Here is a 13347-nt window from a genome sequence, read left to right on the forward strand (position 1 = left end):
AACCCGACAAAAGGAAATGGAGCAGGGAGCCCGGCGCGGACTGTCGCAGCTGGGCTGGCAACGCGTGGCGGTGGCGCTGGTGCTGCTGGCGGTGGCGCTGTTCGTGGCGGTATTCAGTTGGAATATTGGTTTTCTGGTCGACTCCGAGCGACTCTTATACGACTTGCGCGCCGTCGATTTCTCACCTTCGACCGATACCGACAAGCGCATCAGCCTGGTGGTCTATACCGCCGACACCAACCGCGCGACGGGCAAGATCTCGCCGGTCGATCGGACTATTCTGGCGCACGCTTTGAGCCAGATCGATAAGCTTGGAGCCAAGGGTATCGCGATCGACATCCTGTTCGATTCGCCGCAACCCGATGATCCGCTGCTGCAGTCGACGTTGCACGACATGAAGACTCCGGTGTTCCTGGCGTATGCCAACAACAAGACCAACCCCCATCAGATTACATACGAGCAGGAACGGGATCTTTCGAAATACATCGCTGCCACGCGGACGTCGAAAGTAGGTCCAACGAGCATATTGCTGGAAACCGACAGCGACAGCGTCGCAAGACGTTGGCCGCGCCAGTACCCGGGGCTGCCTCCGGTCTTGGCGGTATCACTAGCGTCGAAGAATTCTGGGGACAGCGACGCGCGCTTCGCCCACTATTCGGGACCTATCAGGTATCGCGTGCCTGCGGCTAAAGACCGACCAGTGTTCGACAAACTGCCGATTGATCTCCTCGCCGATCCCGCCACTGCCGGGTTGGTCTCCGATTCGATCAAGGGGCGTTATATCCTAATCGGTGGCGATTTTTCCGACTTCGACCAGTTTGATACGCCTCTAACTCGCGTAGGTGATTCGACCACGGGTGATCCGCGCATGATCGGCGTAGAAGTTCACGCCAGTATGCTCGCGCAATTGCTCGACAAGTCGATTCCCAAATCGATCCCGTATGTAGCAGTTTGGATCAGTGCGTTCATAGCTGTATTATTAGGCGTCGCGACAGCGGCTGCGGCCATGCGAACGTGGATATTGTCGCTTGGCGTCATATTACAGCTAGTGTCATTCCTTTTAATACCGTTCCTGCTCGAACGCGCCGGTTTCAACACGCTGGAGCTGCCCTCGATGGGTTGGGTGGTCGGTTGGCTGATCGCCTACACCGCGGTCAGTTCGGCGTTGCGCGCGATCAACGCGGCGCAGCGTGAATTCGCGCAAGGCGCGCTGGGCAAATACCTGCCAAGCTCGGTCGCCAAGGAAATCATGCGCAACCCCGAACGCCTGATGCTGCACGGGGAAAAGCGCGAGATCTTTGCGCTGTTCAGCGATCTGGAAGGCTTCACCAAGCTGACCCACGCGGTCGAGCCGGAAATGATCGCGCGATTGCTCAACGATTATCTCGACCGGCTGTCGGCGGTGGTGCTCGAATATGGCGGCACGCTTGACAAGTTCGTCGGCGATGCGGTGGTGGCGTTCTGGGGCGCGCCGATCGCCTATCCCGACGATGGCGAGCGGGCGATCAAGGCGGCCTGGGCGATGTACCAGGCGGGGGAGGACTTCCGCCGCAACGTGCCCGAAGGCGTGCCCCGCATCGGTCGCACCCGCGTGGGCGTCCACTATGGCGAGGCGATCGTCGGCAATTTCGGCGGCGAGGGGCGCATCCAGTACACCGCGCTGGGCGATGCGATGAACACCGCCGCCCGGCTGGAAGGCGCGAACAAGCCGCTCGACACCAAAGTTCTGGTCAGCCGCGAGGCGGTGGAGCGTTCCGGGCTGGACTGGTTCCGGCCGATGGGCACGGTCACCTTGCGCGGCCGCGCAACGCCGGTCGAGGTGTTCGAGCCCGTCCCCGATGCTTCCCCCGAGGAGCGGGCGGCGGTGGCGGAAGTCATGGCCGCGCATAATGCAGATGATTCAGCCCTTGTGCACCGACTCACAGACAAACTTGTCGAATCGGGGCAGGACGATGCCATGATGAATCTGGTACAGAGATTGCGACAGACGCATAAAGGAGAGAGTTATGTCCTTGGCTGACAGGAACGCGTTCAAGGCGGTCGTTGCCGGGATGGCGGCGATCGGTTCGCTCGCCGTGGCGGGCATGGCGCAAGCACAGGCGGTGGTCGTTCGCTCGACCGGTCCGTCGGCGGTGCAATATCCGCAAGGCAAGAAGCTGGCGGCCAACGCCAGCGTATCGCTGCGCGCGGGCGACCGGCTCACCGTGCTCGACAAGTCGGGCACGCGGGTGCTCTCCGGCCCCGGCAGCTTCACGCTCAACGGCGTGGTGAGCCATGACGTCGGCGCGACGACGCTGGCCAGCATGATGCCGCATGCCGGCGGCGCGCGAACCCGGACCGGGGCCGTGCGCGGCGCTCCGATGATGGCTGCGGCGGCCTCCAGCGGGCCCGACAGCCTGTGGTACATCGACAGCAGCAAGGGCGGAACATACTGCGTGGCCGATCCGTCCGCGCTGGTGCTGTGGCGCCCCAACCGCGAGGACGAGTCGATCGGCAAGCTGACCACGGCAGAGGGCGCCTCGGTCGACCTGGCGTGGAAGCGCGGCAACGCGCTCAAGCTGTGGCCGGCGGCAGCGCTGCCGGTGGTCGACGGCAAAAGCTACATGTTCACCAACACGGCGGGCACCAAGGTGCGGATCACCACCCGCCTGATCGGCGCAATGCCGGCCGATGACATGGGCGTGGCGTCGATGCTGGCCGACAAGGGCTGCAACGCCCAGCTCGATGTGCTCGCCAATTCGGCCACGCCGCCGGCAGGTGGCCAATGAGCGGCCTTCTGATGCGCGGTTGCGCGAAGCGCTCGCTGCGCCCGGCCCTGGCTGCGGTTGCACTGGCACTCGGGGTCGGTTCCTCGGTTGCCGCGATCGCGCAGGCGGTGGTGGTCCGATCGACCGGGCCGTCAGCCGCCAGCTTTCCCACTGGCAAGCGGTTCGCCGACGGATCGAGCGTGACGTTGCGCGCCAACGACATCGTCACCGTGCTCGACAGGGCCGGCACGCGGGTGCTGCGCGGCGCGGGTACGTTCAAGCTCGACAATGCCGTGGTCCGCGATCGCGGCACGGCGGCGATGCTGGCGCGATCGCTCAGCAACCCGTCATCGGTGCGCGCCGGGGCCGTGCGCGGCGGGGGTCTCCCCGACGACAACGCCGAACCCATTCCCGGATCGATCTGGCTGGCCGATATCGACAAGGGTGGCAGGGTCTGCGTGCCCAAGGGCAGCGACCTTTATCTGTGGCGCAGCAATTCGGCCGAGCGCCGGTTCAGCTGGCTGGGGGCCGACGATGGCGGGCAGATGGTGCGGCTGCAATGGCCGCGCAAGACCGCCGGCGTCAGCTGGCCGGCGGTGATGGTGCCGCTCAGCCCCGGACACAGTTACAAGATGACCGAGGATACCGATCCGACCAAGGCGGTCGAATTCGAGATCGTCACACTCGACCCGGCCAAGCTGCCGGCCGATGCGGCGGGCCTGGGTGCGGTGCTGCTCGACAACGGGTGCCGCACGCAGTTCGACTGGCTGGCCTCCAGCCTGGAACGGATCGACGCCTCGGCGCCGGAGACGCATGCCGCCGGATAGGATCCGAAGCGGTTGTAAAGCCGCGAAAGTCCTTGATAACGATACAAAACAACAAGTACGAAAACGAAAATCATAACGGGTTGCGCAATGTGGGGATTCGGATTGAATGACCAATTGCGGCAAGACATGGCCCCGTCGCAGGGCCGCAGGACTGCAGCTCGCTGACCCGACCTGCCACGCGCTGAACGTTGGACGGTTCGGCGTCGGCATGCTGCTGGCGGCCGCGCTGCAGCTGGGCTGCGCCGCGTCCGCCGTCGCGCAAGTCGCCGCCCCGCCACCGGCTGCGCTTCCCCCCGGGGCGACGCCGCCCACGCGCGAGGAAGTCGAGCGCGGCGTGGCCGAGGGCACGCTCAACCGCGGCCAGGCTGTCGCGGTCGATACTTCGGCGGTGGAACGCGCGCCGTGCCCGCTGGCCGCGCCCGAATTCGCCGGGATAAGGCTCAAGATCGGCTCGGTGACGTTCTCGGGGCTCGATGCCGTGCCGGGCGAGGATCTGTCGGGCACCTGGCGCGAATATGTCGGCACCGACCAGCCGGTGGGCGTGATCTGCGAAATCCGCGACCGCGCCGCCACGCAACTGCGCAGCGAAGGCTACCTCGCCGCGGTGCAGGTGCCGCCGCAGAAGATCGCCGACGGACAGGTTCGGCTCGACGTGCTGTTCGCGCGCATGACCAAAGTGCAGATCAAGGGCGACGCGGGCGCCTCCGAAGGGCTGCTGCTGCGCTATCTCAATAAGCTGACCGCCGAGCCGGTGTTCAACACCGATCGCGCCGAACGCTATCTGCTGCTGGCCAAGGACATCCCCGGGCTCGACGTGCGACTGGCGCTGCGCCCGATCGAGGGCAGCCCGGGCGAAGTGATCGGCGAGATTTCGGTGCGGCGCGTGCCGGTGTTCGCCGATTTCACCGTGCAGAATTACGGGTCGAAGGCGATCGGGCGGTTCAACGGGCTGGCCCGCGCGCAGATCAACGGCTTGACCGGGCTGGGTGACGCCACCACCGCAAGCTTCTTCACTACCGCCGATTTCGACGAGCAGAAAGTGCTGCAGGTCGGCCACGAGATGCGGCTGGGCGGCGAAGGCTTCACCTTGCGCGGCGACTTCACTTATGGCTGGACGCACCCGACCGTCCCCAACAACCTGCAGTTCCACTCGCGCACGCTCGTCGCCAGCCTTGAGGGCGACTATCCGTTCATCCGGCGCCAGTCGCACAACCTGAGCGGCGCGATCGGCTTCGACCTGATCAACCAGGATGTCGATTTCGGCGCGATCCCGTTCAACCAGGACCGCCTGCGCGTGCTGTTCGCGCGGATCGACATGAACGGCATCGCGCCCGAGAGCCTGACCGGGCACGACGGGTTCACCCCGACCGAGCCGCATTACAACTGGGGCCTGTCGCTCGAACTGCGCAAGGGCCTCGGCATTTTCGATGCGACGCCCGAATGCGCCGGCAACGCGGGCGGATGCCTCGGCGCTGCGTTCATCCCGCCCAGCCGCATCGGCACGGCGCGCGGGTTCGTGGTCCGCGCCTCGGGCGAGTTCGACTACCGCCCGGTGCGCGACATCACGGTGTCTGTGGCGCCACGCCTGCAATATTCGCCCGATGCGCTGTTGTCTTATGAGCAGATTTCCGGCGGCAACTACACCGTGGGCCGTGGCTACGACCCCGGCGCGATCATCGGCGACAGCGGGGTGGGCGTGCGCTCGGAATTCCGCGTCGGCTCGATCGTGCCCAAGACCCCGGGCGCCAGCGCGTTCCAGCCTTATGTATTCTTCGACGCGGCGTGGGTGTGGAACCACAACCGCATCGTCGGCGTGCCCGATCCGCAAAAACTGTACTCGGTCGGCGGCGGCGTGCGCGCCACGCTGCTCGAGGCGTTTCGCGTCGATGCCGACGTCGCTGTCCCGCTGCGCAACGTGGTGGGCCAGGCGGTGAAGGGCGATGTGCGGTTTCTGATCAACGTGTCGATGCAGCTTTCGCCGTGGAAATTCTAACCCACTGAAGTTCTGACGGACGCATCTGCAGTCACTCAAACGGGCCCGTGAAGGGCGAAAAGGCAAAGGCAACAGGCAATGGCCAAGCTCGCAAGGACACCGCGTCACGCGAACCGTTCGCCGGCCCGGCCAGCACGGGTCGGGGCGCTGCTGGGCGCGCCCCGCCGGAGCCACGCGACCGACGCGATTTCGGGCACGCTGCGCGGGTTGGCGCGATTGCTGGCGGGTGTCTCGACCGGCGCGGCGGCGCTGGCCCTGAGCCTGGCCCCGGCACCGGTGCGCGCGGCGACCACGCCGGGCGGACAGGCGGTCAACGGCATCCCCACCGTGGTGTTCGGATCGGACCTGCCCAACCGCACCGCACCGGTCGACAGCTTCAACATCACCGCCAACGAAGCGCTGATCGACTGGCAATCGACCGATCCCAACGTGTTCCTGCCAACGCTGAAGACGCTGCAGTTCCAGCGCGACGCGGCGATCCCCTACACCGTGCTCAACCGCGTCGATGCGGCCACCCCGTTGCAGATCAACGGGACCGTCACGTCCGAATCGTATGGCAAGGTGTGGTTCTACAATCCCGGCGGCTGGGTGGTGGGCGCCGGTGGCGTCATCAATGTCGGCAGCCTGGTGCTCAGCTCCAGCCCGATCGCCGTCGATCCGACTGCGCCCGTCGGTTCGCAATTCGTCGACAGCAAAGGCGCGATCCACTTCACTGCCGGCAACGCAGCGGCCTCAATCACGCTGCTGCCGGGCGCGCAAGTCAACGTGCCGGGACCGGGCAGCTATGTCGCGATGGTGTCCCCGCGCATCAACCAGGGCGGTACGGTTACCGCCAACGGATCGGTCGCCTACATTGCGGCGGAGGCCGCGACGCTCAGTGTCAACAACGGGCTGTTCGACATCACCGTCGATACCGGCAACGGCACCACCGATTCCACCGGCGTCTCGCACACCGGCACCACGCAGGGCGGACCGGGCGTGACCGGGGATACCGAGCATCACATCTATCTGGTGGCGGTGCCCAAGAACAGCGTGCTGACGATGCTGGCGCAAGGCGCGATCGGCTATTCGGCGGCGAACGTCGCGGCAGGCCAGGCCGATGGCACGGTCGTGCTCAGCGCGGGCTATAACGTGGCGGGCGGCGCGGTCGATACCACGGCGCCGGGCACGCCGGGCGCCTCGATCACGTTGTCCAACCTCAGCGCCAGCAACGATACCACGGTCAACGCGACCGACACGATCACCGCGTCGGCCACCGCATCGAGCATCGGCTTTGCCAAGAACGCCACGTTCAACGCGCGCAACGCGATCAATGTTTCCGCCGATGGTGTGCGCCGGGGCTTCCAGGTCGATGGCAATCTCACGCTCAACGCCACGACCGGCCCGGTCGGCGGGGCGATCGCGCTGAACGCCAGCAACCGGGGTACGTTCGCGGTGGCGGGCGATCTGGTCGCCAATGCCGATGGCAGCGGCGGCGTGATCCTCGACCCGGCCAACCCGACGCAACTGCTGGCTGGCGGCGTGGGCGTGGCGGCCCGGGGCGGTTCGGTCGCCGCCACGGTTACATCCGGCAATTTCGCGGTGGGCGGTGAGGCCAACCTTCACGCCAACGCCTTTGGCGGGATTGGCGCGGCCAGCGCGGGCATCGCGCAAGGCGGCACGGTCAGCTTCACCCAGAGCGGCCCAGGGTCGAACAGCCAGTTCGGATCGAGCGGGGGATTTCAGGCGCTCAATCTCGGATCCATCGGCACGTCGTACTCGTCGGTCAGCTTTCCGCCTGCGTTCCCGTTCACCAGCGCCGACTCCAGTTCGGGAAGCGTCGACCTGACGGTCAGCGGCGGCAGTTTCGCCGCGCAATCGGTTTCGATCTCGTCGAGCGCCACCGCCAGCTTCGGCAACGACCAGCTGGTCCGCGCGGCCACGGCCGGTCCGGTGACCGTCAGCTTCAGCAACAACGGAACGTATTCGCTCGGCAGCCTGTTCGTGGAGAACGATTCCAGTGCGTTCAACGAAGGCATCGCCACCACCGGCAAGCTGGCGATCACGCTCGACAACGCGACGCTGAACCTGGGCACCGGCTTCTTCGAGGCCGACACATCGGCGCACGGCACCGTTACTACGCCGGGCCAGCTGGCGGTAACCCTGCGCAACAATAGCGCGCTCAACGTCGGTGGCGTGTTCCTGTCGTCGCGCGGGGAGGAATCGGGCACGACTCCGGGTACGGCGGCCGATCTGCTGGTCAATCTGTCGAACAGCGCGCTGTCGGCCAGCGATATCTTCATCACTTCGCAAGGCAACGGCGGCGACATCGCGGTTGACGGCACCGGCGGTCTGGCCGCGATCACGCTCGACAACGGCAGCAACCTTACCTCGACCAGCGGGCTCACCATCAGTTCGACGGGCCGGGGATACACGGGCGGAACCTCCGCGAACGGTGACGGCGGGATCGGCCGGGGCGGCATCGCGCGGCTGACGGTCAACAGCGGCACGGTCAACGTCACCAACGCCATCAGCGTCACTGCCCAGGGATCCGGTACGCAGCGCAACCTCGCGACGGGCAAGACCGCGTTCGGGCAAGGCGGGCAGGCCATCATCGAGGCGACATCGGGCAGTGCCGCGATCAATGCCAACTCGATCGATGTCGCCGCGCCGGGCGGTTTCTTCATCAACAACACTGCCGGCCCGATCAGCGGCGGCGCCGGCCAGATCGGCGACGGCGTCGATGGTTTCGGCGGGAGCAGTTCGCTCAGCCTGTCGGGCGGCGCCACGCTTACCACGCAAACGGTGACGTTGAGCGCCAGCGGCACCGGCGGTGGCGCGATCAACGCCGCCGGACTGCCACCGGCCAAGGGCGGCACCGGCACCGGTGGCAGCGCGTTGCTGTCGATCGATGGTTTCGCCAGTTCGTTGACCGCGCCCACGGTCACGCTCGACGCGTCGGGCTTTGGCGGCAGCGGGGCCGATATGGACCCGACGCTGAACATCGCTGCGGGTGCCGGCGGCATTGGCCGGGGCGGCAGCATCGATCAGGGCGGCGGCGCCACGGTGCTGCTGTCCGGCGGAACGCTGGCCACCAATACGTTGACCGTGACGTCGAGCGGCAATCCGCTGCTCACCAATTGCGAGTGCTATCCGTATTCGGGCGTCGGTGGCGCGGTATCGGGCGATGGCACCGACGTTGCCGCAAAGGGCGGCGCGGGCTTTGGCGGCACGTCCACGCTGACCATCAACGGCGGCACGCTGGCCGATCTGGTCGATCCGACTCCGGCAGTGCAGACCCCGCTGGTCGTTTCGATCAGCGCCGTCGGCCAAGGCGGGCTGGGCGGGGGCGCGCTCAGTCAGGGCGGCGTGCTGACGCGCGGCGCGGGCGGCGACGGCACCGGCGGTAGCGCCACGATCAACTTCAACGGGGGCGATCTGCAGGCGCGCGACATCACGCTCGATACCGCCGGGATCGGCGGGGCGGGCGGGTTCGAACTGGCGGACACCAGCGGCAACCCGGCCAATGCCGGAGCCGGTGGCAGCGGCCATGGCGGCACGGCCGACTTCGTGATCAACACCGATCTGTCGCAGACCACGCCCTCGCTCGAACGACGCTTCATCACCGTCACGGCCAATGGCGTGGGCGCCGACGGCACGTCGGGCATCGCCGGCAGCAACGGTGGCAATGGCACGGGCGGCCTGGCCGCGCTCGACTTCTTCTTCGGCACGTCCTCGGTATCTGCACCTGTCATCACGGCGACCGGCACGGGCGGGCGTGGTGGACTGAGCGATCTCGGCAATGCCGGCGGCAATGGCGGCGACGGCATCGGCGGCACCGCGCGAATCCTGGCGGCGGGCCAGGGCACCAACGTCACGCTCAACACCTTCACGCTGAACAGCAGCGCTGTCGGCGGGGCCGGCGGCACGGGCGGCAGCGGCGGCTATGGCCTCGACGCGGCGGGTGACGGCGGCAAGGGCGGGTCGGCCGTCGCGGGCAGCACAGCCAATACCAGCGGCAGCGTGCTGCAGGTCGACGATTTCGCGACGCTGATACATATCCCGATCGATGATTCCGGCGCCGTGTCCGATGCCTTCGGTGGCAACGGCGGGAACGGCGGGAACTCCAGTCAGTTCGGCAATGTCTCGGTCGGGAGCGGCGGTGCCGGTGGCGATGGCACCGCAGGCAACATCCTGCTGATCGCAACCGGTAGCGGCTCGCTCGACATCGGCGATGCGATCTACACGATCGAGGGGGATGGTGGCAGCGGCGGCGGACGGATCAATTTCAACGGCAATACGCCGCCCGGATCATCGCAAGGCGGCGTGGGCGGCATCGGCACCGGTGGGCAGATCATCGTCCAATCGATCGGCACCGGATCGGTCGTCAACGCCAGCGCGCTGACCTTCCAGTCGACCGCCGTGGGCGGAGACGGCGCCGACGGTTACGGCAACGATCCGGTCACCGGCAACGGTGTCGATGGTGCCAAGGCGGGCGACGGGGTCGGCGGTCGCGTGGCGCTGTTCGCGCAATCCGGCGGCGCGATCACCGTCGCGCCCGACGGCCGGGTTTCCCTGACGACCAACACCATCGGCGGCGACGGCGGCTTCGCGACGAGCGGGCTCAACGGCGTGGGCGGGGCAGGCGGTCGCGGTGGCAACGGTGCGTTCGCGTTCGGCGGAACGGTCCAGATCGAGACGAGCACCGATGGCGCCATCGCGTTCGGCGCGAACACGGTCTCCAGGTTCACCTCCAACGGGTTCGGCGGCCTCAGCGGCAATGGCGGCAACGGCGGATCCAACAACACGCCTGGCGGCGCGGGCGGCGATGCCGGCGATGGCGGCACCAACGGCGGCGGTGCCGGCGGTCAGATCCTGCTGACGGCCAACGGCGGTTCGATCACGACCGGCGACTTGCAGTTCCAGACGACGGGAACCAGCTATTTCGGCCAAAGCGGCGGGTTGGGCGGTATCGGCGGAACCGGTGGCCCCGCGCCCGAACTGCCGCCGCCCGCCATCGGCGTGCCTGGGCCCGACGGCCGGACCAGCAACGGCACCAGCCTGTTCGGCCCGGTCGGCGGCCAGGTCGTCATCACCGCCGCCGACGACGGCAACTTCACGCCGCAGTCTGGCGTCCTCAAGCTGGGCAACAGCGCGATCGACGTCACCAGTACCGCACAGGATGTGGATTCCTCGTTCCAGAACGCCGCGGGCCTGGTGTCGCTGTCCGACACGACCACCGATCCCACGGCGGGCATGACGCTCGCCAGCCTGTCGGTCAACGCCACCGGGTTTGCCAGCATCTCGCCCGCCGTCACGCTGTTCAGCGCCAATCATCCGATAACGGTTACCGACAGCCTGACGGTCAATTCATCCGGGACGATCGACTTTCAGGGCGACAACGGCGGTGGGTTGACGGTGGGCGATACGCTCAGCCTGCAGTCGGACGACGCGATCAACCTGTCGCAAGACGATCTCAACCTGTCGATCGAGGGTCTCGGCCGGTTCTTCGCGCCGACGGTGCAGCTCAATGCGGGCAACAACGTGCTGGTGCAGGCGTTCAATTGCCCCACGGTCAGCTGCACTGTCGTGCAGGCCGGCGCTGGCGGCTTCACGTCCGACTCGTTCGGCGAGTTCCGGCTTGCCGGACCGGCGTTCATCGCCAGCCAGACCGGGATCGCCGTCACGTCGGCCAGCGGGATCTTCGGCGACAACAACAGCGGCTATTCCGCCGTCAACGACCTTACGCTGTTCTCCGGCGGCGACGCCCAGCTGCGCAACGCCACCGCCGCCAACATCGCGGTCGATGCCGGCGCGTTCCAGGTCCAGGGCGGCGTTGCCTATGATGGCGGCACGCTCACCCTCGGGCAGGACAACGGCGGCGGGGCGATCACGTCGAGCGGCATGCAGGACTACCGCAGCGGCGGCGCGCTCGTCATCCCGGGCGGCAACACGCTCAACTCGGACATCGGCCTCACGTTCACCAGCGCGAACGACATCAGGGTCGGCCAGAACGTGGCGATCACTGCCAACCTCGGCGACGTGCAGCCCCAGCAGATCCTGTTCTACGCTGGTGGCATCGGGACGCGCACCCCGCTGGCGGCGGGCGACGTCCCCAGCCTGCTGATCGGCAGTGGCACGACCGTCGATGCGGGTGGCGGCAGCATCCGCCTGCTCGGCGGCGCGATCGACGCGCGCGGGGCCAGCTTCACTGGCTCGTTCTTCACCGCCGACATCACCAACTTCCTGCAGCAGGGCAGCGCGCAGAGCAACGACAACGGCCAGTTGCTGGCCGGTTGCCTCGAAAGCGACATCTGCCTGGGCGCGGTCACCACGACCAACGGAATCCGCATCGGCACCAGCGAATCCTCGCCGCTGCACTTCATCGGCACCGGCTCGCTCAGCGGCAGCGATGTCCGGATTTTCTCGCAGGGTTCGCTCGCCTATGGCGCGCCGTCCGCCAACCTGTCGATCAACGCGACCGGAACGATCAACCTGGCCTCGCAGTTCGAGGACGTCACGCTCAGCAACGGCGCGCAGCTCAGCGGGTCAACGATCGACATCCTCGCCGGCGGATCGCTGCTCGGTTCGGGCCAGCTGTTTGCCAACGGCAGCGATATCGGCATCACCGTGGGCGGCGACATCGTGCTCGATACGCTGCAGGCGGCGCGCCAGTTGACCGCTTACGAACAGACCGGCGATCCCGTCGAAGCCCAGTTCACCACACCGGGCGGCTTTGCCGTCAACACCTTGATCACCAATGCCGACACCGTGATCGGCGCGGGCGGCGACATCGTCGTGGGCAGCGCCGGCACCGGCGGCAACGTGCTGTCGCTGACCGCGGCGGGCCGGACCTCGCTCCAGGCGGCCGGCGTGCCCCCCGGCGGCAACGTCAGCAGCATTGCCCTCAAGGGCGCATCGGTCGATTTCGGGACGATCAAGTCCAGCCTGGCGATCACCATCGATGCGACGAATGCGGTCACCGGCACCTCTGCCAACGCGGGCACGTCGTTCTCCGTTACCGGCGGATCGCTGGCGATCGGATCGAGCTTCTCGGAACTTGGCACAACGCTGAGCGGCGGGCCGATGGTGCTCGGCTCGATCGTGGCCGGCGGCGCGCTGGCGATCACCTCGACCGGGCCGGTCGCGATCGACCTGGGCCGCGCGGGCAGCACGCTCGACATCACGGCCAACAGCCTGACCGCACCCTCGCTGACATCGGGCGGCAACGCCACGCTGAACGTGACCAACGCGGCGACGCTGGGAACGCTCAAGTCCGGCGGCAACATCGTCATCGATCCGACGGTGACCACGTTCGCCGCGCTCACCTCGGTCGGCTCGACCACGATCACCAGCGGCGACGTGCTGGGCGGCACGATCGATGCCGGCACCAGCATCGCGATCGCTGCCACCGGCGCGGTCACGCTCGACCGGGCGACCAGCGGCACGACGACGACCATCGGTGGCGCGACCATCGGCGCGACCACGCTGGGGGCAGGGTCAGACCTCACGCTGACCAGCACCGGCGCGACCACGCTGGGCAGCGCCACGGCAGGTGGGGTGCTGGCGATCACGGCGGATAGCCTGACCGACACGTCGCTCACTTCGGGCGGCAACACGACGCTCAAGATCGCCAAGGCGGCGACGCTGGGTACGGTGAAGGCGGGCAGCAACCTGGCGATCACCGCCGGGCCGCTGAGCTTCGCAGCGCTGAGTTCTGGCACCGGCGCGACCACGATCACCTCGGGCGCGGCCACGGGGGGGACGATCGCGGCGAAGACCAGCCTGTCGCTGATCAGCT

At 67.3% G+C, this 13347-nt stretch carries 5 protein-coding genes; all 5 read left to right on the forward strand.

Going from position 1 to position 13347, the window contains the following annotated elements; all coding sequences use genetic code 11:
• The first annotated feature begins 16 nt into the window (after positions 1-16).
• Positions 17-2020: an adenylate/guanylate cyclase domain-containing protein gene (locus tag NL2_RS06320; RefSeq protein ID WP_245647592.1), complete on the forward strand. Its 2004-nt coding sequence runs from the start codon at positions 17-19 to the stop codon at positions 2018-2020.
• Positions 2013-2768, forward strand: a complete 756-nt coding sequence (locus NL2_RS06325; RefSeq protein ID WP_157083060.1) for a hypothetical protein — start codon at positions 2013-2015, stop codon at positions 2766-2768. Before NL2_RS06320 ends, NL2_RS06325 begins: the two co-directional genes overlap by 8 nt.
• Positions 2765-3574: a hypothetical protein gene (locus NL2_RS06330; RefSeq protein ID WP_068073041.1), complete on the forward strand. Its 810-nt coding sequence runs from the start codon at positions 2765-2767 to the stop codon at positions 3572-3574. Before NL2_RS06325 ends, NL2_RS06330 begins: the two co-directional genes overlap by 4 nt.
• A gap of 106 nt (positions 3575-3680) precedes the next feature.
• The gene (locus NL2_RS06335; protein WP_068073043.1) at positions 3681-5567 is read left to right on the forward strand and encodes a ShlB/FhaC/HecB family hemolysin secretion/activation protein; all 1887 of its coding nucleotides are present in this window, start codon (positions 3681-3683) and stop codon (positions 5565-5567) included.
• A 78-nt stretch (positions 5568-5645) separates the two neighbouring features.
• On the forward strand, positions 5646-13347 hold a 7702-nt coding region (locus NL2_RS06340), incomplete at its 3' end, for a filamentous hemagglutinin N-terminal domain-containing protein (RefSeq protein ID WP_157083061.1).

It is taken from the genome of Novosphingobium lentum NBRC 107847, assembly GCF_001590965.1.
Classification (GTDB): Bacteria; Pseudomonadota; Alphaproteobacteria; order Sphingomonadales; family Sphingomonadaceae; genus Novosphingobium; species Novosphingobium lentum.

Excerpts from the sequence above, each read along its gene's own strand:
- NL2_RS06330 (WP_068073041.1), top strand. The coding sequence starts at position 2,765 with ATGAGCGGCCTTCTGATGCGCGGTTGCGCGAAGCGCTCGCTGCGCCCG.
- NL2_RS06335 (WP_068073043.1), top strand. The coding sequence starts at position 3,681 with ATGACCAATTGCGGCAAGACATGGCCCCGTCGCAGGGCCGCAGGACTG.
- NL2_RS06320 (WP_245647592.1), top strand. The coding sequence starts at position 17 with ATGGAGCAGGGAGCCCGGCGCGGACTGTCGCAGCTGGGCTGGCAACGC.